Raw genomic sequence first — 20,160 nt, 5'->3', positions numbered from 1 at the left:
ACTGCTTTAATAACGGTCTGATCATGCGCGCCGTGGGCGACACCATGATCATCGCGCCGCCGCTGGTGATCAGCCAGGCGGAAGTGGACGAACTGGTGGAAAAAGCACGCAAGTGCCTGGATCTGACCTGGGAGCAGGTGCGCAATCAGGCATGAGCCCTGGCGTCCTGTTCACGGCAGTGCGGGCCGTGGCCGCCACCCGCTCGACAAAGCAAGACCCCGCGACCGGTGACGGTCGCGGGGTCTTTTTTCATGCGCAGGCCGGGCAGAAGCAGGCGTTGCTTCAGAGGGCGTCCTGCAGGTGCTTGCGCAAGGCCACCAGGTCATCGCGCAGGTCGCCCAGCTGGTCGATGTTGAGGCCGGAGGCCTTGAGGATGCACGCCGGCAAGGCCTTGGCCTGCTCGTGAAGGGCACGGCCCTTGTCGGTCAGGTACAGCTGCACGACACGCTCATCCTGGCTGCTGCGCTGGCGCTGCAGCAGGCCTTCGCTCTCCAGGCGCTTGAGCAGCGGCGTCAGCGAGCCGGGATCGGTCAGCATGCGCGCGCTGATCTCGCTGACGGTAATGCCCTCGTTCTCCCACAGCACCAGCATTGCCAGATACTGCGGGTAGGTAAGACCGAGTGCCTGCAGCAATGGCTTGTAGGTCTTGGTCATCATCAGCGAGGTGGAATAGAGGGCGAAGCACAGCTGGTTGTCCAGCATCAGCTCGGCGCAGGGTTCCACTTGGGAGGTCATGGCGTTGGCCTGTGCAAGGGTGGTGGGCAGTGTCGGCGCAAGCGCTGCGGAGCGATCCGCAGCGCTGCAATCAGCCGCAGGAAACGCGGGTGATCACGCGTTGGTCATCGACGTTGAGGTTGAGACGCTGTCTATTGTATTCCAGGGTCACCACGCTGCCGGGTGTCAGTATGCGCGCGGTACTGGCGCCCGCCTGCTGGCGTGCCTGCTCCAGCAGCTCGGGGGTCGCGGTCTCGCCCTTCAGGTGCTCCACCGCCGAGGAGGTGCAGCCCTGACTGGGGTCGGCAGGGGTGACTGCCGGTTGGGATTTTTCCGCGGTGCTGCTGCAGCCGGCTGCGAGCAGGGCAGTGACAATGATCAGGCTGAAACGAGTCTTGAGGTTCAACGCGTTGGGCTCCTTTTCCATGGGGGTAGCGGTCATTGCGCGCCTTCTAGGCGCGCCAGACGTTCTTCCAGCGCAGCGATGCGCGCTTCCAGTTCGACCAGGCGATCTTCGTTAGGTGCCGCGGCCTCGCTGCGGCCACTCGGGCGGCTGGCCAGCAGGCTTTCGAGGTCCGCCGGTTCACCCAGCAGATGCATGTAGCGGTCCTCGCGCTGGCCCGTCTGGCGCGGCAGCAGCATGGCCAGGCCGCGACCGATCAGGCGTTCCAGCTGGTGCTGGATTTCGGCCACGTCATCGAAGTCGTACATGCGGTTGCTGCGGGTCAGCAGTTCGTTGAGCGTCTGCGGTCCGCGCAGCATGAGCAGGCCGAGCAGCACCGTCTGCGGCTTGACCAGTTCCAGTTGCTTGTCGCAGCGCTGTTCCCAGCGGTCCGCCCGGCTGCCCATCTGCAGGTGCACCAGTTGCCGACCTTCCAGGCTGCGCAGGTAGCGCCCGACTTCGCCGGATTCGAGGTTCATCAGCGGTTCACGGCTGGTCTTCTGGTTGCAGGCCAGTTGCACGGCATTGAGCGTCAGCGGATAGCTTTCCGGGGTGGTCAGCTGCTTCTCGATCAGGCAACCGAGGATGCGGACCTCGATCGCATGCAGGGGGCTTTCGCCAACCAGCGGGGAAGGGGGGTGGGACATGGTGCGGTCCTGGCAGGGATGTTCCGTCTAGGTTAACGGCATACGTGCTCAGCCGACAGGCTTCAATGTGTGTTCGAGCATGTCCAGGCTGGCATCCAGCACCTGCTGGCGCGTGTCCTGACTGGCCAGCATGCGTGCCAGCAGCAGGCTGCCCAGGCATTGCGCGAGGATCGTCCAGGCCAGCTGACGGTCGCCGATGATCTCGGCCCAGGTTTCCTGCAGTTGCAGAATCTGCTGCTCGGTGCGCTGCCGGACGCGCTCGTCGGCACGCGCGATCTCGGCGCCCAGGCTCGGCAACACGCAGCCTTTGTCGGGTTGCTCGACATGCGCCAGGCTGAGGTAGGCCGCCAGGCAGCGCTGCAGCTTGTCATGCCCGGCAGCGCCCGGCTCGCCCCCCAGGCGCTGCAGGCTGATACGCAGCTCGCGTTCGATCAGCTCGGCGAACAGCTCGTCCTTGCTCGGGAAGTGGCTGTAGAACGCCGCGCCGGTCAGGCCTATGGTTTTCATCAGCGCATCCACGCCAGTCACGGCAAAGCCCTGCTGCTTGGCGATGGCGCCGCTGCTGGCGAGCAGACGTTCGCGGGTTTCGGCCTTGTGTTCGGCGGAATAACGCATGAGAGGCTCCGTGGATGAGGGTGGCTTGACCTGTCCGGGAGCATAGCATAACGTTCGTTCAGCTAACGATCGTTAGTTAAAAGGAGAAAGCCATGAACGAGAACAAGAAAGTCGCTTTGATCATCGGCGCCGGTGATGCCACCGGCGGCGCCATTGCCCGGCGTTTCGCCCGCGAAGGCTATGTGGCCTGCGTCACCCGGCGTAGCCTGGACAAGTTACAGCCGTTGCTGGAGCAGATCCGTAACGAGGGCGGCGAAGCCCATGGCTTTGCTTCCGATGCGCGGCGTGAAGAACAGGTGGCCGAACTGGTCGAGCACATCGAGCGGGATATCGGCCCCATCGAGGTGATGGTCTTCAACATCGGCGCTAACGTGCCCTGCAGCATTCTCGATGAAACCGCACGCAAGTATTTCAAGATCTGGGAAATGGCCTGCTTCGCCGGCTTCCTCACCAGCCAGGCGGTGGCCAGGCGCATGGTCGGGCGTGGTCGCGGCACCATTCTCTTCACCGGGGCGACTGCAGGCCTGCGTGGCGCCGCCGGCTTCGCCGCCTTCGCCGGGGCCAAGCACGGCATTCGCGCCCTGGCGCAGAGCATGGCGCGCGAGCTGGGGCCGTTGAACGTCCACGTGGCCCATGTGGTGGTGGACGGGGCGATCGACACGGCCTTCATTCGTGACAGCTTCCCCGAGCTGTATGCCAGGAAGGATCAGGATGGCATCCTCGACCCTGAGCACATCGCCGACAGCTACTGGTTCCTGCACGCCCAGCCTCGCGATGCCTGGACGTTCGAGCTGGACCTGCGGCCGTGGATGGAGCGCTGGTAACCTGTGCAAGCCGATAACCACAACAACGAGCGAGTGAAGCTGATGAGCAAGACGGTGGAGTTCTTCTTCGACCTGGGCAGCCCGGCCTCCTACCTGGCCCATACCCAGCTACCGGCGCTGTGCCGCGACTGTGGCGCTGCGCTGGTCTATCGGCCGATGCTGCTGGGCGGCGTCTTTCAGGCGACCGGTAACGCCTCGCCGGCGATGATTCCGGCCAAGGGGCGTTACATGATTCGCGACCTGGCGCGTTACGCCGAGCGCTACGGCGTGCCGATGCGTTTCAATCCGCATTTTCCGATCAACACCCTGAGCCTCATGCGCCTGCTGGTGGCGGTGCAGCTGCACCAGCCCGAGCGCCTCGACGATGCCCTGCAGGCGCTGTTCCAGGCGACCTGGGTGGATGGCGTGAACATGGGCGACCCTGCCAGGGTCGCGGAAGTACTGGCGGCGGCCGGCCTCGACGCTGCGGCGTTGCAGCAGCAGATCGGCGAGCCCGCAGTGAAGGACGCGCTGAAGGCGACCACCGAGGAAGCGGTCAGGCGTGGCGTGTTCGGTGCGCCGACCTGCTTCGTCGGAGACGACATGTACTTCGGCCAGGACCGCCTGGAGTTCGTGCGTGAGGCATTGAGTCGCTGAGGCCTGGCACAATGGGCGGATTGTTTTTCGACGACCCGAGCGAACGATGAACCCCGAAGCGCTGAAACTCCTGGTGACCCGCCGCATGCCGTACGGCAAGTACAAGGACCGGTTGATCGCCGACCTGCCCGGGCACTACCTCAACTGGTTCGCTCGCGCGGGTTTTCCCAAGGGCGAGCTGGGCCAGCTGCTGGCACTGATGCAGGAGATCGATCACAACGGCCTCAAGCCGTTGCTCGATCCGCTGCGCGACCGCAGCTAGCCCAGGGCTGCAGCGGGAGCGCCAGGAGCCGCTGCGCGGCTGGCGGGCTGGCGCCCCGCTCGTGCACGCAGGGCGCGGTCAGTGCCAGTTGCGACCGTGGTCCAGTTTCTGGTCCACCAGCCATCTGCCGTGCGCGATGGAGGCGTGCTGGGCCTTGTCCAGGTCATCCATGAAGGCGTAGTCCACCGGCAGCGTCTGGCGCTTGCTGGTGTGGCCGGCAGGATCGGTGATCTGGCAACCGCCGGCCCAGGGCGTGGGCAGGCCGGGGTGCTCCATGACACTGGCGCGGATGGTGTGGTCGCGGTGGGTGCAGGTGAGTACGCTCATGAGGCCACCTTCTGAATCAAGGTGCCGCCCTCGGTGCCGACGCCGCACCGAGGTTCCAGCCGGGGCCGGTGGCGGCGCCGCGTGGATGAGGGTGCGTCTATTGCCATACCTTAGCGCAGCTGCGGACGCCCCGGGCACTACCCGACAAACGCACAGGGCCGGCAGTGAGCCGGCCCTGTGTTCGCACGCGGCCTGCTATTCGGTCGCTTCGCTGGCCTTGCCGGCATTGCGCGGCCTCGGAGCGAAGCGTGCGGCCAGGCGCATCGACAGGGTGACCAGGCGCTGATACAGCGCCGGCATGCTGCGCTGCATCCAGTCCAGCACATGGGCGTCGGCACCGATGAGGATGCGCCGCTTGTTGGCCAGCACGCCGTTGACGATGACCTTGGCCGCCTGCTCCGGCGTGGTGCGCAGCAACTGGTCGTTGAACTGCTGGCGTGCCTGCTCGGCGGCCTGGCCGGTGACCTTGGCCAGGCTGTCGTTCATGCGGGCGGTCTTGGCGATGTTGGTGCGGATGCCGCCGGGGTGGACGCAGCTGGCGGAAACCCCGCAGTTGGCCATGTCCAGCTCCTGACGCAGCGACTCGGTGAAGCCGCGCACGGCGAACTTGCTGGCGTTGTAGGCGCTCATGCCGGGCTGCGAGAACAGCCCGAAGACGCTGGAAACGTTGATCACATGGCCCTGGCCGGCATTCTTGAGATAGGGCAGGAAGGCCTTGGTGCCGTTGACCACGCCCCAGAAGTTGATGTTCATGATCCACTCGTAGTCGGCGTGGTCGTTGCCTTCCACCGTGCCGCCCTGGGCGACGCCGGCATTGTTGAAGATGGCGTTGACCCGGCCGAACTCGACGACGATCTGCTCCGCCCAGGCTTCGACGGCGGCGCGGTCGGCAACGTCGACGCGCTGTTCGCTGACGGTGACGCCCAGCTTGCGCGCCTGCTCGGCGGTTTCCCTGAGGCCCTCGACGTTGACGTCGGAGAGCGCCAGGTGGCAGCCCTGGCGAGCCAGGTGCCAGGCGAGGGCGCGGCCGATGCCGGAGCCGGCGCCGGTGATGGCGGCTACCTTGTTTTCGAAGGATTTCATGCGCTGACCTCCTGGGCATCGAGGGTGATGGCGTTGCTTTGCGCCGGGTGGGCGGCCTGCTTGCGGCTGAAGTGGTAGGCATGCGGGTCGAAGTGGCGGGTCAGCATGCGATAGCGCCAGGTGAAGCCGGGCCATACCGTGCAGTTGCGTCCGCTGACCGGATGCAGGTACCAGCTCATGCAGCCGCCGGCGTTCCACACCGTGGCGCCGAGGGTGCCCTGGATCTTCCTGTTGAAGGCATCCTGCGCTTCGCGCTTGGGCTCCAGGCTCTGCAGGCGCCCGTCGTCGATCTGACGCAGCGCACCGAGCACGTAGGTGATCTGCGACTCGATCATGTAGACCATGGAGTTGTGGCCCAGGCCGGTGTTCGGTCCCATCAGGAAGAACAGGTTGGGGAAGCCGGCGGTCATGGTGCCCTTGTAGGCTTCCGGGCCTTCCGGCCAGGTGTCGAGCAGGTCGACGCCGCCACGGCCGAACACCGTGCCGCGTGGCAACGGATCGCTGGGGGTGAAGCCGGTGCCGAAGATGATCGCGTCGACGGCGCGTTCCTGGCCGTCGCTGGTGCGCACGCCATGTGGCAGGATTTCGGCGATGCCATCGGTGATCACGTCGACATTGGCCTGGGTCAGCGCCGGGTAGTAGTCATTGGAGATCAGTACCCGCTTGCAGCCCATGGTGTAGTCCGGGGTGACCTTGGCGCGCAGCACCGGGTCCTTGATCTGCTTCTTGATGTACAGCTTGGCGATTCCCTGGGCCATGCGCAGCAGGCGCGGGGCAAAGGCGAAGGCGATCACCCGGCTCTCGAGGATGCCGTAGAGGGCGCCGCGCCAGAGTTTCTGCGCCAGCGGGAAGCGCTTGAAGCGGCTGCGCTCGTTGTCGCGGATGGCGCGATCCGGCTTGGGCATGATCCACGGAGCGGTGCGCTGGTAGAGGTCGAGGTGCTCGACCTGCTTCTGGATCTGCGGCACGAACTGGATGGCCGAGGCACCGGTGCCGATCACCGCCACGCGTTTGCCGGAGAGGTCGTAGTCGTGGTTCCACTGCTGCGAGTGGAACACCTCGCCACTGAAGTTCTCCAGGCCCTTGAGCGCGGGAATCGATGGCGTGGACAAGGCGCCCATCCCCGACACCACGAACTGCGCGCTGTAGCGGTTGCCTGCGCGATCCTGCAGGTGCCACAGCTCGGCCTGCTCGTCCCAGCGGATCTCCACCACCTCGGTGCCGAGCCGGGTCTTGTCCTGCAGGCGATATTTCTCCCAGCAGCCTTCCAGGTAGGCCCTGATTTCCGGCTGTTTGGCGAACATGCGCGTCCAGTTCGGATTCGGTTCGAAGGAGAAGGAGTACAGGTGCGATTGCACGTCGCAGCCGCAGCCTGGGTAATTGTTCACGCGCCAGGTACCGCCGACGCCGGCCTCCTTTTCGAACAGCAGGAAGTCCTGCTCGCCCTGCTGCCTGAGGCGGATGGCCATGCCGAGGCCGGAAAAGCCGCTGCCGAGGATGGCGATCTTGCAATGGCGGGCAGCGGTAGGGGGTGACACGGGCGCATTCATGGCCGGACTCCTGCTTGTCGTTCTTGTTGGTGTCTACATCTGTATACCAAGGTAGACATGTGTATACTCGGCGGCAAGGCATCGGGCCAGCAAGCCAACTTTAGATAGGGGAAGGGATGCACGACGACGAAGCTCAGGTGCGTGACAAGGCCAGCGAGGCGCCCGGCAAGCGCCTGCTGATGGAGGCGGCGTTACGCCTCACCTCAACCAGCCGCAGCCTCAGCAGCCTGGGGCTGCGCGAACTGGCCCGCGAGGCGGGCCTCAACCCCAATACCTTCTACCGGCACTTTCGTGATGTCGACGATCTCGGCCTGAACGTGATCGGCGAGATCACCCGCTTGTTGCGCCAGCCGTTGCGTGACCTGCGCCGCGAGGCGGCACAGCGCGCGGTCAAGGAGCAGGGGCCGGCACTGCCCAGGCTGCTGGGGATCGACCTGGGGCGTGGGCGGCGCGTCTGTCACGAGACGGTGCAGCTGTTCTTCGACTTCGTCGCCGCGCACCCGGAGGCCTTCATCATCGGTGTCCGCGAACTGCATGGCGCCTCACCGGTGCTGCGCGAGGCCCTGCGCCGGGTGATGGATGATTTCGCCGACGACATGGCCGCGGACATCGTCGAGTTCAAGCTGCTGCCGGGGATCGTCAGTGCGGCGGCCGTGCGCCAGGTTTCGGGGCTGATCAGCCGCAGTCTGTTCGAGCAGTCGCTGGACTACATCGGCCAGCCGCATCGGCGCGAGGCGATCTGTGCATTGGCCGAGGAGCAGATCGTCATGCTGTTCACCGGCGCCAGCGTGCTGCAGAGCATGGGGCAGCTGCGGCTGGGCTGAGGGACGCCGGCTGCGGTGAGATGTGCAGGGCATGGAAGACTTTTGCAGGAGCGGCTTCAGCCGCGATGCCTTTCGCGGCTGCGCACTTGCATGAAAAAGGGCGGCCTGGGCCGCCCTGCAGGGGTATCAGCTGTTGAAGCCGAGGCGCTCGCGCCAGCGGTTCTCCAGCTTCTCGGTGTCGTGATCCTTCGGATGGAAGCCCGGGCGGTAGTAGTCCAGGTACGGGCCGATCAGCTTGGTGAAGAAGCCGTTGCGCGGGCCGAACAGCTTCTTCAGGCCGAAGCCCCAGCTGCGCCAGTTGAACAGCTGACCATCCTTGCGCAGCAGGTGGATCTGGAACCAGCCGATCACGCCGAAGAAGATCACGGTGGTCAGCAGCATTACCAGGGTCCGGGTGAAGTAGCCGCCGTAGACCTTCTGGTAGACGTCGTAGCAGACCGCCTTGTGCTCGTTCTCCTCGATCGCGTGCCACATCCACAGCTGATAGAGCTTGGGGTCGTTCATCTGCGTGGTGAGGTCTTCGCGCTTGAGCAGTTGCTCGGCCATGGTCGCGGTGAAGTGTTCCAGGGCGCAGGTGGCGGCCAGACGATGCTTCTTGGTGCTGAAGCGGGTGACCCATTCCAGCAGCACCTTGATGCGCAGCTCCAGGCGCTCCAGATCGATATCGTGGGCATTGGCGTAGTCGTTGTACGCCGCGTGCTCCTTGGAGTGCATGGCCTCCTGGCCGATGAAGGCACTGATGTCCTTCTTCAGCTGCGGCTCGCTGACCTGGTCGCGGACCGCCCGTACGCTGTCGACGAAGAACTTCTCGCCGTAGGGAAAAAGCGACGACAGGTTGTTCATGAACTGGCTCATGAAAGGGTCGTCGTAGAACCAGTATTTCGGTGTCTCGCTGAAGCTGAAATCCATGCGGCGAACCGGGAAGCTGGATTTCGTTTGGGGCAGGGTGGCGCTGGCGCTCATCGTTCGTGTCCTCTTAAGGGGAGTTGGCGCTCCCGGTTATCGTGCGGCTCCGGGTGACAGCATTCGGGTCGAGGTGCCGGGACCTCGACAGGCCAACTGTGTCATTGAACGATGTAACTATCGGGTGTGGCGGCGCCTGGCGCCGCCAACTTAAGGCGGGTGTGCTGCCAGGCTGCCTGGGGAGGGGCGCGACCCGACGCGAGACGCCGGGCGCGCGGTAGCGCGGATCAGGGCGTATTGCGGCGCAGTTCGGCCACTTCACTGCGCAGGGCGCGCAGTTCATCGAGAATGGCCTGTTCACGTGCGGCGGCGGCCAGCTCCTCGGCGCTCGGCTCGTGAGTGCTCTGCATGGCGTTGACGATCACCGCGATGAACAGGTTGAGCATCATGAAGGTGGCGACGAGGATGTAGGGCACAAAGAACAGCCAGGCCAACGGGTGCTGTTCCATGATCGGGCGCACGATGCCCATCGACCAGCTTTCCAGGGTCATCACCTGGAACAGGGTGTACAGGCTGGCGCCGATGTTACCGAACCACTCAGGGAAGCTCGCGCCGAACAGCTGCGTGGCCATCACCGCCGCGACGTAGAACACCAGCCCCATCAGCATGACGATGCTGCCCATGCCGGGCAGCGAGGCGAGCAGGGCCTGTACCACCTTGCGCATGCTCGGGTTGATCGAGACCAGACGCAGCACCCGCAGTACGCGCAGGGCGCGCAATACGGCGAAGGGGCCGCTGGCGGGCACCAGGGCGATGGCCACCACCACGCAGTCGAATACCGCCCAGGGATTGCGCAGCAGGGCGACGCCGTGGGCCGCGAAGCGCAGCGCCAGCTCGATCACGAAGCAGGCGAGGATCAGGCTGTCGAGGATCAGCAGTGGCTTGCCCCAGTCCGCCATGAGCGACGGCGAGGTCTGCAGACCGAGAATGGCGGCGTTGATGATGATCAGCAGGGTGACCACGCGTTGCGTGGTCAGGCTGTCCATCCGGGCACCCAGGCGCTTGCGCCAGTCGGGTGATTGGTCGAGTTCGAATGCTTGCATGGTCATTTCAGCGAGAAGGGTCGATGGGTACCCGAGCGTGACCCGCCGCGAGAGGGCGGGCCCGGAGGCTCAATGGTCGTCGAGAGCGAAGGCGGTCAGGGTGAAGGTGGCGATGCCGGCATCCTGGAGTTTCTGCGAACCGCCCAGCTCGGGCAGATCGATGATGGCGGCGGCCTCGAACACATCGGCGCCCATGCGCCGCACCAGGTTGGCGGCGGCGATCAGGGTACCGCCAGTGGCGATCAGGTCATCGAAGACCAGCACCGAGTCGCCCTCGCAGAGGCTGTCGGCATGCACTTCGAGGAAGGCTTCGCCGTACTCGGTCTGGTAGCCCTCGCTGAGGACATCCGCCGGCAGCTTGCCCTGCTTGCGGAACAGCACCAGCGGCTTGTTCAGCTCATAGGCGATGATCGAGCCGATCAGGAAGCCACGTGCATCCATGGCGCCGATATGGCTGAATTCGGCTTCGACGTAGCGCTGGATGAAGCTGTCGGCCACCAGACGCAGCGCGCGTGGCGACTGGAACAGCGGAGTAATGTCGCGGAAGATCACGCCCGGCTTGGGAAAGTCCGGTACCGGGCGGATCAGGGTCTTGATGCTGAATTCGTCGAAAATCATCGTGGGGTCCTGAATGCGTTGAGCCCGCGAGAATCGTGCGAACTCAAACGTCTAGATTGCCGCCGGCCAGGGCGCACAGCTCGATGGGATCGAGAATGTGCACTTCCTTGCCCTCGGCTTCGAGCAGCTTGTTCTGCTGAAAGCGGGTAAATACGCGAGACACCGTCTCGACCGCAAGGCCCAAATAGTTACCAATTTCGTTGCGCGACATGGCCAGGCGGAACTGGTTGGCCGAGAAACCGCGTGCGCGGAAACGGGCCGAGAGGTTGACCAGGAACGTCGCGATGCGTTCGTCGGCGGTCTTCTTCGAGAGCAGCAGCATCATCTGCTGATCGTCACGAATCTCGCGGCTCATGATGCGCATCAGCTGGCGGCGCAGTTGCGGCAGTTGCAGGGCCAGGTCGTCCAGGCGCTCGAAGGGAATCTCGCACACGGAGGTGGTTTCCAGGGCCTGGGCGGAGACCGGGTAGCGCTCGCCATCGACGCCGGACAGGCCGACCAGTTCACTGGGCAGGTGGAAGCCGGTGATCTGCTCCTCGCCGCCATCGCTCAGGCCGAAGGTCTTCAGGGCGCCGGAACGCACCGCGAAAACGGAGCCGAAGGCATCGCCCTGGCGGAACAGGAACTCGCCTTTCTTCAGCGGACGGCCACGCTTGACGATGTCGTCCAGCGCGTCCATGTCCTCCATGTTCAGCGAAATGGGCAGGCACAGGGCAGCCAGGCTGCAATCCTTGCAATGGGCTTGATGTTGCGTACGCAACTTGATGCTCTCGGACATCGTTGGGCTTCCCGATATACACGCAATGCTTGTAAGGGTACCGCAGCGGGGCAGGCAGGGGCTAGCCATCTGAGGCCTGACCGGATGCTCAAGTTTGCCCTGCGGCGGCCGATGCAGACTGTAGCACTATCGTCCAAGGCAGGGAGCAGCGTGATGCGTATCGATATCGGCGGCCCGCTGGGCAATCTCGTCCAGGGTGTTCAGCGACAAAATACCGCAGTGGAACGGAGCCCGGAGGAGGTGCGCGAAGGGCTTCGCGTGAGCCTTTCCAACCTGGGCAAGAGCATGTCGGCGAGTGCCGAGAAGAACAAGGACATCGATGACAGCGACCTGCCCAGGGCGATCAAGGACCTGCTGAAGATGATCCGTGAGCTGCGCGCGCAGATCGCCGAGAAACAGGCACAGATCGAGGCGCTGATGAGCGATCAGAGCCTCGATCCGGAGGCGAAGCGCCAGCAACTGGAAGGGCTGCAAAGTGAGCTGGCGTCACTCAACGGCGCCCTGACCTCGGCCAATGCCAATCTGATCAAGCTGATCCGTGAGAGCAACCTCACCGAGCAGCAGATGCAGACGGTGGCGAGCCTGTCCGTGGCCTGACTCGCCTGCCAGCGCTCAGGCAGCGCTGGCGCTCGGCGCTTCAGATCACCCGTGAGAAGCGTTGGCGCACCTGGTCGTTCAGGTAGCGGTCGAACAGCATGCACAGCGAGCGCACCAGCAGGCGTCCGGCAGGGCGCACGCGGATGCCGTGTTCGCCCAGTTCGATCAGGCCGTCGTCATGCAGGCGTTGCAGGTCTGGCCAGAGAGCCGCGAAATAGTCGCGGAAGTCGATGGCGTAGGCGTGCTCGATACCGCGGAAATCCAGTTCGAAATGACAGATCAGCTGCTGGATCACCGCGCGGCGCAGGCGGTCGTCGGCGTTGCAGTGCAGGCCGCGACGGGTGGCCAGCTGGCCGTTGCCGAGGCTTTGCTGGTAGCTGGCGATGTCGCTGTCGTTCTGGCTGTAGAGGTCGCCGACCTGGCTGATGGCCGACACGCCCAGGCCGATCAGGTCGCAATGGCCGTGGGTGGTGTAGCCCTGGAAGTTGCGCTGCAGGGTGCCTTCTTCCTGGGCAATCGCCAGTTCGTCATCCGGCAGGGCGAAGTGGTCCATGCCGATGTAGCGGTAGCCCGCGTTGGCCAGCTGCTCGATGCTGGCCTGGAGCATCGCCAGCTTGTCGGCTGCCGCTGGCAGGTCCTCGCTGTTGATGCGCCGCTGCGGCATGAAGCGCTCGGGCAGGTGGGCGTAGTTGAACACCGAGAGGCGGTCCGGTTGCAGGGCGATCACCTCCGCGACGGTACGGGCGAAGCGCTCCGGCGTCTGCTTGGGCAGGCCGTAGATCAGGTCGATGTTCACCGAGCGGAACTGCAGGGTGCGCGCGGCCTCGATGATGGCGCGGGTTTCTTCCAGCGTCTGCAGGCGATTGACCGCACGCTGCACCTCCGGGTCGAGATCCTGCACGCCCAGGCTGACGCGATTGAAGCCCAGCTCGCGCAGCAGGCCCATGGTCGACCAGTCCGCTTCGCGGGGGTCGATCTCGATGCTGTAGTCGCCTGAATCGTCATCCAGCAGGTTGAAGTGCTGACGCAGGTGCTGCATCAGCCGGCGCAGCTCGTCGTGGTTGAGAAAGGTGGGCGTGCCGCCGCCGAAGTGCAGCTGCTCGATGACCTGCTCCTTGCCGATGTAGCGGCTGACCATCTCGATCTCGCGCTCGAGCTTCTCCAGGTAGGGCAGGGCGCGGCCACGGTCCTTGGTGATCACCTTGTTGCAGGCGCAGTAGTAGCAGATGTGCGCGCAGAACGGGATGTGCACGTACAGCGACAGCGGGCGGCCGGCCTTGCGGCTGTCACGCAGGGCGTGCAGCAGGTCGAACGGACCGATGTCGTCGTGGAACTGCACGGCAGTCGGGTAGGAGGTGTAGCGTGGGCCGGCGAGATCGTAGCGGCGGATCAGATCGGCGTCCCACTGGATGGCTTCGAGCATGGGAAATAATCCTGGTCAGGCTGTGCGGCCAGTCTAGGGATGCAGCTGGGCGGGCGGCTTGATCTGAATCAAGGGCGCGTGGGGCGTCGAGCTGTCGTCGCTGCCGGGCGCCAAAGCGATCCGGCCACTTTCTATCGTGCATCTGCTTGCAGCTTGCAGCTTCTGGCTTGCAGCCGCCTTCAATGCCCCATCAGCCAGTGCTGGTGCGGACCGGGCAGGGTCCAGAGGCCGAACAGGATGACCAGCAGGCCACCCGCCATGCGGATGCCGCGCTGGCGCAGCAGGGCGGTGATGCGTTCGGCGGCGAGGCCGGTGGCCAGCAGGACCGGCCAGGTGCCGAAACCGAACGCCAGCATCAGCAGGGCACTGACGCGGGCATCGCCCTGGCTGGAGGCCCACAGCAGGGTGCTGTAGACCAGGCCGCAGGGCAGCCAGCCCCACAGGCCGCCGAGCACCAGCGCGCGCGGCAGGCTGCTGACCGGCATGAAGCGGCGGGTGAGCGGCTGGATATACCGCCACAGGCCACGGCCGAGCGCCTCGATGCGGGTCAGGCCACTCCACCAGCCGGCCAGGTACAGGCCCATGGCGATCAGCAGCAGGGCCGCGAGGCTGCGCATGACGACCTCGGCGGCGCTGCCGCGCACGGCCCAGCCCGCCAGGCCGAGCAGCAGCCCGGCGGCGCTGTAACTGAGGATGCGCCCGAGGTTGTAGGCCAGCAGCAGCTGCAGGCGGCGAGCACGTTGTTGGGGAGGAATGGCCAGGGTCAGGGCACCCATCAGGCCGCCGCACATGCCCAGGCAATGGCCGCCGCCGAGCAGGCCGAGAATCAGGGCTGACACCAGCAGGGGCGCCAGCTCAAGCATCGGGCTTGTCCTGCTTGCTCTGCTCTTCGGCCTGTTCCACGCCCGCCTTGTGCAGCGGGTCTTCGTCATCGAAGAGAATGCTGTGCGCGGGGCCGTCGAGGTCGTCGTACTGGCCGCTGTCCACGGCCCAGAAGAACAGCCAGATGGCGAAGGCGACCAGGGCGATGGCGACGGGGATCAGGATGTAGAGCGCGGGCATGCGGTCTCCGTGGGGCGTATGGGTAGGCACGCACAGCGCCGAGCGCGGTTCGTGCCTAGCTGTTCGGGCTGCGGCTCAGGCGCAGGGCATTGAGCACGACCAGCAGTGAGCTGAACGACATGCCGACCGCCGCCCAGATGGGGGTGATCCAGCCGAGCGCGGCGAAGGGCAGGACCATGCCATTGTACAGCGTCGCCCAGCACAGGTTCTCGATGATGATCCGTCGCGTGCGCCTGGCCATGGCCAGACCCTGTACCAGGCTACCCAGGCGGTTGGACAGCAGGACCGCATCGGCGCTGGTCTTGGCCAGGTCGGAGGCCGAGCCCATGGCCACGCTGATATCGGCTGCCGCCAGGACCGGCACATCGTTGACGCCATCGCCGAGCATCAGCACACGGCGCCCCTCGCCATGCAGCTGCTTGAGCACTGCCAGCTTGGCGTCCGGTGTCAGGCCGCCACGGGCGTCCTCGATACCGAGCTGGTGCGCCACCTCGGCGACCATCGGCGAGCTGTCGCCCGACAGCAGGTGGATGTGCCAGCCACGCTCGCGGGCGGCGGCGATCAGCTCGGGAGCGTCGTCGCGCAGGCGATCGTCGAGGACGAACCAGGCCAGTGGCCCCTGTTCGTCGCCCAGCAGCAACCACTGGCCGTGCTCTCCGGCAATCTCCGGTACCTCCTGGCCGCTCAGCGCGCAGACGAAGCGGGCCTCGCCGATGCGCAGCAGACGGCCGTCGACGCTGCCCTGCAGGCCCAGGCCCGGATGGCTGTCGACCGCATCGGCGGCCCGTGGTGCCTGGCCGAAGGCGCGGGCGATGGGGTGCTCGGAGCGGTTTTCCAGGGCGGCGGCCAGCGCCAGGCAGCTGTCCTGATCCAGTTCGCGCAGCGGATGGATGGCGCTCAGGGTGAGGCGTCCCTCGGTGAGCGTGCCGGTCTTGTCCAGCACCAGCGTGTCGATATGGTTGAGCCCTTCGAGGACATGGCCACGGGTCAGCAGCATGCCCAGCTTGTGCAGGCTGCCGGTCGCGGTGGTCAGCGCCGTCGGTGTGGCCAGGGCCAGTGCGCAGGGGCAGGTGGCGACCAGCAGGGCGAGCACGACCCAGAAGGCGCGACTGGAGTCGATTTCCCACCAGATGAAACCGACCAGGGCGGCGGCCAGCAGGATGAACAGCAGGAACCACTGCGAAACGCGATCGGCGATCTCCGCCAGGCGTGGCTTCTCGCTCTGCGCACGTTCGAGCAGGCGGACGATGGCGGACAGCCGCGTGGCATCGCCCAGGGCCTGGACTTCCACGGTCAGCGGGCCTTCGACGTTCAGGGTGCCGGCGGTGACGCTGTCGCCGATAGCGCGCGCCTGCGGCAGGTATTCGCCGGTCAGCAGGGATTCGTCGACGCTGGACTGGCCGGCGAGAATGCGCCCGTCGGCAGGTACCAGCGAACCGGGTTGCACCAGCACCCGTTCGCCGACCTGCAGTTCGCTGAGCAGGATGCGCTGGCTCTGGCCGTCATCGGCCAGGCGCAGGCAGGACGCAGGCAGCAACTGGACCAGTTGCGCGGTCGCCGCAGCGGTTCTCTCGCGCGCACGCCGCTCCAGATAGCGTCCGGCGAGGAGGAACAGGGCGAACATGCCCACGGCGTCGAAGTACAGCTCGCCGACTCCGGTGACGGTGGACCAGATGCCCGCGACGTAGGCCCCGCCGATCGCCAGGGAGACGGAGATGTCCATGGTCAGGTGGCGGGTGCGCAGGTCGCGCAGGGCGCCGCGGAAGAACTGCCCGCAGCAGTAGAAGACGATGGGCGTGGTAAGGAACAGGCTGGTCCAGCGCAGGATCTTGTCCAGCTCGGGCGTCAGGTCGACGTTGAATTCCGGCCAGGTGGCCATGGCCGCCATCATCACCTGCATCCACAGCAGGCCGGCCACGCCCAGCTCGCGCATGCGCCTGCGGTTCTCCGCCGCCAGCCGCTCGGCGGCCTCGTCCGCGTGCCAGGGGTGAGCGGCATAGCCGATGCGGCGCAGCTCGGCGAGCAACTGGCTGAGCGGGATCTGGCTATCCTGCCAGCGCACCTGCAGGCGGTGGTTGGACAGGTTCAGGTGCGCCTCGGCCACGCCGGGTACGCCACGCAGGTGTTTCTCGATCAGCCAGCCGCAGGCGGCGCAGCTGATGCCTTCGATCAGCAGCTGGGTTTCGCTCAGCTCGCCCTCGTGCTGCACGAAGGGCTGTTGCACGTCACTGCGGTCGTACAGCGCCAGCTCGTCGGGCAGGGCCTTGGGCAGGGTCTGCGGGTTGGCGGCGTTTTCGCTGCGGTGGCTGTAGTAGTGCTCGAGGCCGCCGGCGACGATGGCTTCCGCTACGGCCTGGCAGCCGGGGCAGCAGAGGTCACGGGGCTGGCCGAGGACCGTGGCATGGAAATGGCTGCCGGTGGGAACCGGCAGTCCGCAGTGATAGCAGGGCGTAGGGGCGGGCATGATCAGTAGGAGGGATTGTCACCGATCATGATGGCCTTGCCGTCGGCAATGTTCTCTTCCTCGAACAGGCGCCAGCTCTGGCTGCCTTCCTGGCCCAGCAGTTCGACGAAGCGCCGGCCGCTGACCTGGTCGACCATCTGGCCACGGTACTGGCCATCGGCGCCGGGCTGTAGAATGACGCGACGATCGCGCTCCGGCTGGGTCGGCGAGATCAGGTTGAGGACGATCTGCTGCGGGCGGCTGTTGCCCTCCAGCACCAGGGTCGCGACGCCGGTGGCGCCATCGAGCACCAGCTCGCCGTGGAGTTGCAGGCGCTCGGCCAGTTGCTCGCGCTCCAGCGATTGGTTGATGCCCTTGCCGACGTCGTAGTAGTCATCGGAAATCAGCCCGGGTGGATTGCGCGTGGCCAGCGTGAGCAGGGCCAGGCCCTGCACCACGGAGTAGCCCAGCAGGGCGATGATGAACCAGGGCCAGAACTGCTTGTACCAGGGTTTTGCTGGCGATGGTGCGTGTTCGGTCATGCTCTTTCCGTTGTCAGCGGACGCTTGGGCCGATGAAGCGGCTGTCGGCGTCGTTCTTGATACTGGGGTCATCCGCGGATTGTACGTGGAAGACGATGTTGTTGGCGCTGGAAGGCAGCTTCTCCGGCGCGATGGAGAGTTCCACCGGGAAGGAGTAGACCTCGCCCGCCAGGGCGCGAACCTCGCGCTTGCCTTCGTAGACCAGGCCGTCGAGACCGTCGGCGGTGATCACGTAGGTCATGTCGTGCTGCGCCTTGTTCATGATCTTCAGGGTGTAGACGTTCTCGATGTGGCCGCGCTCGTTCTCGCGGAACAGCACACGGTCCTTGAGCACGTCCAGCTCGACCAGCGGGCGGTTGGCCACGGCCCAGGCGAACAGGCCGATCATGGCGACGAGCGCGACAGCGTACCCGATCAGGCGCGGGCGCAGCAGGTGGGTCTTGCGTCCGGACAGGTTGTGTTCAGTGGTGTAGCTGATCAGCCCCTTGGGATAGTTCATCTTCTCCATGATGCTGTCGCAGGCGTCGATGCAGGCGGCGCAACCGATGCACTCGATCTGCAGGCCGTCACGGATGTCGATGCCGGTGGGGCAGACGTGCACGCACATCTTGCAGTCGATGCAGTCGCCCAGGCCCTGGGCCTTGTAGTCGGCGTCCTTCTTGCGCGGGCCGCGAGACTCGCCGCGACGCGGATCGTAGGAGACGATCAGGGTGTCCTGGTCGAACATCACGCTCTGGAAACGCGCGTAGGGACACATGTAGATACATACCTGTTCGCGCAGGTAGCCGGCGTTGCCATAGGTGGCCAGGGTGAAGAAGCCGACCCAGAACAGCGCCCAGCCGCCGGCCTGCAGCGTCAGCAGCTCGGGAATCAGATCGCGGATGGGAGTGAAGTAGCCGACGAAGGTGATCGCGGTGAGCAGGGACACGCCCAGCCAGATACCGTGCTTGGCCACCTTGCGTGCCAGCTTGTGGCCGCTCATCTGCTGCTTGTCCAGCTTCATGCGCTGGTTGCGGTCGCCCTCGGTGACCTTCTCGGCCCACATGAACACCCAGGTGAACACGCTCTGCGGGCAGGTGTAGCCGCACCAGACACGGCCTGCGAACACGGTGATGAAGAACAGGCCGAAGGCGCAGATGATCAGCAGCCAGGACAGCAGCATGAAGTCCTGTGGCCAGTAGGTGGCGCCGAAGATGTGGAACTTGCGCTCCGGCAGGTTCCACCAGACGGCCTGACGGCCTTCCCAGTTCAGCCAGACGGTGCCGAAGAACAGAATGAACAGCAGTGCTCCGCCTGCGCGACGCAGGTTGCGGAACAGGCCGGTGAATGCGCGGGTGTAGATCTTCTCGCGGCTGGCGTACAGATCGACGCTGGCATTCTTGGCGGAAGGAGGGGTGATGTCCTGGACGGGAATCTGTTCGCTCATCAATGCATACCACGGCGGTTGGTTGGCAGCCCGGGCCGATGCGTGCCGGTCAGGGTCAGTTCACGGTGGCTATATGGTACGCCTGAAAGACAACGCCCGGGTGCGACCAGCAGTCGCGACCCGGGCGTTCATTGACCCTTGTCAAAAGAGTCCTTCTACGCTTACTGCTCCTGCGCCTTGTGCGACAGGCTATAGACGTAAGCGGCCAGCAGGTGAACCTTGTCGTTGCCGAGGAATTCTTCCTGGGCCGGCATCTTGCCGTGACGACCGTAGCGGATGGTCTGCTGCAGTTGCGCGTAGCTGCTGCCGTAGATGAACGCTGCCGGGTTGGTCAGGTTCGGGGCGCCCAGGGCAGGGGTACCCTTGCCGTCGGCGCCGTGGCAGGCGAAGCAGGTACCGGCGAAGACCTTCTGGCCCGCTTCGATGTCGGCTTCGGTGCCTTCCGGCAGCTCACGACCCGCCAGCTGGGTCAGGACGTAGGCGGCGACGTTGCGCACGCCATCTTCGCCGATGACCGGACCCTGAGGCGTCATGGCGCCTTCGCGACCCTTGAGGATGGTGGTCTTGATGGTTTCCGGCTCGCCGCCCCAGCGCCATTCGTTGTCGGTCAGGTTGGGGAAGCCGTAGCTGCCCTTGGCATCGGAACCGTGGCACACCGAGCAGTTGGAAGCGAACAGACGGCCACCCATTTTCAGGGCTTGCTCGTCCTTGGCCACTTCCTCGATGGGCATGGCGGCGTACTTGGCGAACAGCGGGCCGTATTGCTCGTCGGCGCGCGCCATTTCCTTCTCCCACTGGTGCACGCCGGTCCAGCCCGCGTGACGCATGGAACCGTCGGCGATCTGTACGCCGGCAGCGAAGGGGGTCTTGCTCTCGCTGTCGACGTAGTCGTAGCCCGGCAGCAGGCCCTTCCAGTTGCCCAGGCCCGGGTAGAGGGCCAGGTAGCCGAGGGCGAAGATGATGGTGGCGACGAACAGCATGAACCACCACTTCGGCAGCGGGTTGTCATACTCCTCGATGCCATCGAAGCTGTGGCCGACGGTTTCGTCGGTCACTTCCTGGCGCTGGCCCTTGCGGGTGCCGAAGATCAGCCAGGTCAGGGCGAAGATGGTGCCCAGGGAGAGGATGGTTACGTACCAACTCCAGAACGTGGTCATTGGTTATTGCTCCTGGAAGAGTCTTGGTCGCGCTTGGTTTCGGGATCATCCGCGAAGGGCAGGTTGGCGGCCTCGTCGAAGCCCGACTTGCGCTTGCTGCTGTAGGCCCAGAGCACCACGCTGATGAAGGCGATGAACACCACCGCCGTGCCGATTCCGCGAATAGTCCCGATATCCATGGCGT

At 65.3% G+C, this 20,160-nt stretch carries 24 protein-coding genes and 1 pseudogene; 6 read left to right on the top strand and 19 right to left on the bottom strand.

The window, feature by feature from the left end; all coding sequences use genetic code 11:
• Nucleotides 1-155 (top strand): annotated as a pseudogene (locus tag EPK82_RS05670) (aspartate aminotransferase family protein); the annotation flags it as partial.
• A gap of 127 nt (nt 156-282) precedes the next feature.
• Here the strand turns inward: EPK82_RS05670 and EPK82_RS05665 are convergent.
• From EPK82_RS05665 to EPK82_RS05650, 4 genes are all read right to left on the bottom strand, one after another.
• The gene (locus tag EPK82_RS05665) at nt 283-735 is read right to left on the bottom strand and encodes a MarR family winged helix-turn-helix transcriptional regulator (protein ID WP_037057064.1); all 453 of its coding nucleotides are present in this window, start codon (nt 733-735) and stop codon (nt 283-285) included.
• 70 nt (nt 736-805) lie between these two features.
• A complete protein-coding gene (locus EPK82_RS05660) occupies nt 806-1,120 on the bottom strand; it encodes an I78 family peptidase inhibitor (protein WP_134676000.1) in 315 nt (104 codons plus the stop codon).
• 32 nt (nt 1,121-1,152) lie between these two features.
• Entirely contained in the window at nt 1,153-1,803 is a 651-nt protein-coding gene (locus EPK82_RS05655; RefSeq protein WP_134675992.1) for a YceH family protein, read from the bottom strand.
• 48 nt (nt 1,804-1,851) lie between these two features.
• Nucleotides 1,852-2,418, bottom strand: a complete 567-nt coding sequence (locus EPK82_RS05650; protein WP_134675991.1) for a TetR/AcrR family transcriptional regulator — start codon at nt 2,416-2,418, stop codon at nt 1,852-1,854.
• Nucleotides 2,419-2,510: 92 nt separating this feature from the next.
• Here EPK82_RS05650 and EPK82_RS05645 point away from each other — a divergent pair, with 92 nt between their 5' ends.
• The 3 genes from EPK82_RS05645 to EPK82_RS05635 are packed head-to-tail and all read left to right on the top strand — an operon-like array spanning nt 2,511 to nt 4,140.
• The gene (locus tag EPK82_RS05645; RefSeq protein ID WP_134675990.1) at nt 2,511-3,242 is read left to right on the top strand and encodes an SDR family oxidoreductase; all 732 of its coding nucleotides are present in this window, start codon (nt 2,511-2,513) and stop codon (nt 3,240-3,242) included.
• 42 nt (nt 3,243-3,284) lie between these two features.
• Nucleotides 3,285-3,878 (top strand): 2-hydroxychromene-2-carboxylate isomerase, encoded by a 594-nt coding sequence (locus EPK82_RS05640; RefSeq protein WP_134675999.1) that lies wholly within the window; start codon nt 3,285-3,287, stop codon nt 3,876-3,878.
• 46 nt (nt 3,879-3,924) lie between these two features.
• Nucleotides 3,925-4,140: a DUF3820 family protein gene (locus EPK82_RS05635; RefSeq protein WP_037057059.1), complete on the top strand. Its 216-nt coding sequence runs from the start codon at nt 3,925-3,927 to the stop codon at nt 4,138-4,140.
• A gap of 78 nt (nt 4,141-4,218) precedes the next feature.
• Here EPK82_RS05635 and EPK82_RS05630 read toward each other — a convergent pair whose 3' ends face one another.
• From EPK82_RS05630 to EPK82_RS05620, 3 genes are all read right to left on the bottom strand, one after another.
• Entirely contained in the window at nt 4,219-4,467 is a 249-nt protein-coding gene (locus tag EPK82_RS05630) for a hypothetical protein (protein WP_134675989.1), read from the bottom strand.
• 195 nt (nt 4,468-4,662) lie between these two features.
• On the bottom strand, nt 4,663-5,550 hold the full coding sequence (locus tag EPK82_RS05625) for an SDR family NAD(P)-dependent oxidoreductase (RefSeq protein ID WP_037057057.1): 888 nt from the start codon (nt 5,548-5,550) through the stop codon (nt 4,663-4,665).
• Nucleotides 5,547-7,100 carry a flavin-containing monooxygenase gene (locus EPK82_RS05620; RefSeq protein WP_134675988.1) on the bottom strand — a complete coding sequence of 518 codons (1,554 nt, stop codon included), beginning with the start codon at nt 7,098-7,100 and terminating at the stop codon, nt 5,547-5,549. Before EPK82_RS05620 ends, EPK82_RS05625 begins: the two co-directional genes overlap by 4 nt.
• A 116-nt stretch (nt 7,101-7,216) precedes the next feature.
• On the opposite strand from EPK82_RS05620, the gene EPK82_RS05615 reads away from it, so the two are divergent.
• Nucleotides 7,217-7,924 (top strand): TetR family transcriptional regulator, encoded by a 708-nt coding sequence (locus EPK82_RS05615; protein WP_047587452.1) that lies wholly within the window; start codon nt 7,217-7,219, stop codon nt 7,922-7,924.
• A gap of 126 nt (nt 7,925-8,050) precedes the next feature.
• Here the strand turns inward: EPK82_RS05615 and EPK82_RS05610 are convergent, their stop codons facing one another.
• The 4 genes from EPK82_RS05610 to fnr all read right to left on the bottom strand — a co-directional run bounded on the left by EPK82_RS05610 (nt 8,051) and on the right by fnr (nt 11,326).
• The gene (locus EPK82_RS05610; protein WP_134675987.1) at nt 8,051-8,887 is read right to left on the bottom strand and encodes a metal-dependent hydrolase; all 837 of its coding nucleotides are present in this window, start codon (nt 8,885-8,887) and stop codon (nt 8,051-8,053) included.
• Between the two features lie 227 nt (nt 8,888-9,114).
• Nucleotides 9,115-9,930 carry an ion transporter gene (locus tag EPK82_RS05605; protein WP_037057066.1) on the bottom strand — a complete coding sequence of 272 codons (816 nt, stop codon included), beginning with the start codon at nt 9,928-9,930 and terminating at the stop codon, nt 9,115-9,117.
• Nucleotides 9,931-9,999: 69 nt separating this feature from the next.
• Entirely contained in the window at nt 10,000-10,548 is a 549-nt protein-coding gene (locus EPK82_RS05600; protein ID WP_037057052.1) for an adenine phosphoribosyltransferase, read from the bottom strand.
• 43 nt (nt 10,549-10,591) lie between these two features.
• A complete protein-coding gene (gene fnr / locus EPK82_RS05595; protein ID WP_037057050.1) occupies nt 10,592-11,326 on the bottom strand; it encodes a fumarate/nitrate reduction transcriptional regulator Fnr in 735 nt (244 codons plus the stop codon).
• 153 nt (nt 11,327-11,479) lie between these two features.
• Here fnr and EPK82_RS05590 point away from each other — a divergent pair, with 153 nt between their 5' ends.
• Nucleotides 11,480-11,923, top strand: coding sequence for a DUF1931 family protein (locus EPK82_RS05590; RefSeq protein ID WP_037057048.1), 444 nt, complete (start codon nt 11,480-11,482; stop codon nt 11,921-11,923).
• Nucleotides 11,924-11,963: 40 nt separating this feature from the next.
• Here the strand turns inward: EPK82_RS05590 and hemN are convergent, their stop codons facing one another.
• From hemN to EPK82_RS05550, 8 genes are all read right to left on the bottom strand, one after another.
• The gene (hemN, locus tag EPK82_RS05585) at nt 11,964-13,346 is read right to left on the bottom strand and encodes an oxygen-independent coproporphyrinogen III oxidase (RefSeq protein ID WP_047587448.1); all 1,383 of its coding nucleotides are present in this window, start codon (nt 13,344-13,346) and stop codon (nt 11,964-11,966) included.
• A 179-nt stretch (nt 13,347-13,525) separates the two neighbouring features.
• Entirely contained in the window at nt 13,526-14,209 is a 684-nt protein-coding gene (locus tag EPK82_RS05580) for a sulfite exporter TauE/SafE family protein (protein ID WP_134675986.1), read from the bottom strand.
• A complete protein-coding gene (gene ccoS, locus EPK82_RS05575) occupies nt 14,202-14,408 on the bottom strand; it encodes a cbb3-type cytochrome oxidase assembly protein CcoS (protein ID WP_037057038.1) in 207 nt (68 codons plus the stop codon). The genes EPK82_RS05580 and ccoS overlap by 8 nt, the downstream gene beginning before the upstream one ends.
• A 55-nt stretch (nt 14,409-14,463) precedes the next feature.
• Nucleotides 14,464-16,872, bottom strand: a complete 2,409-nt coding sequence (locus EPK82_RS05570; RefSeq protein WP_047590551.1) for a heavy metal translocating P-type ATPase — start codon at nt 16,870-16,872, stop codon at nt 14,464-14,466.
• Nucleotides 16,873-16,874: 2 nt separating this feature from the next.
• Nucleotides 16,875-17,393 (bottom strand): FixH family protein, encoded by a 519-nt coding sequence (locus EPK82_RS05565; RefSeq protein ID WP_037057032.1) that lies wholly within the window; start codon nt 17,391-17,393, stop codon nt 16,875-16,877.
• 13 nt (nt 17,394-17,406) lie between these two features.
• Nucleotides 17,407-18,819, bottom strand: a complete 1,413-nt coding sequence (gene ccoG, locus EPK82_RS05560; RefSeq protein ID WP_037057029.1) for a cytochrome c oxidase accessory protein CcoG — start codon at nt 18,817-18,819, stop codon at nt 17,407-17,409.
• A gap of 161 nt (nt 18,820-18,980) precedes the next feature.
• Nucleotides 18,981-19,976 (bottom strand): cytochrome-c oxidase, cbb3-type subunit III, encoded by a 996-nt coding sequence (gene ccoP / locus EPK82_RS05555; RefSeq protein WP_037057022.1) that lies wholly within the window; start codon nt 19,974-19,976, stop codon nt 18,981-18,983.
• Complete coding sequence (locus EPK82_RS05550; RefSeq protein WP_037057020.1) at nt 19,973-20,155, bottom strand: CcoQ/FixQ family Cbb3-type cytochrome c oxidase assembly chaperone; 183 nt, start codon at nt 20,153-20,155, stop codon at nt 19,973-19,975. Before EPK82_RS05550 ends, ccoP begins: the two co-directional genes overlap by 4 nt.
• Nucleotides 20,156-20,160 lie beyond the last annotated feature (5 nt).

Origin of the sequence: Ectopseudomonas khazarica, from assembly GCF_004521985.1 — a bacterium.
GTDB classification, from domain to species: Bacteria; Pseudomonadota; Gammaproteobacteria; order Pseudomonadales; family Pseudomonadaceae; genus Aquipseudomonas; species Aquipseudomonas khazarica.
The sequence above is the reverse complement of the archived record's forward strand: the minus strand, read 5'-3'. Positions and strand labels throughout refer to the sequence as shown.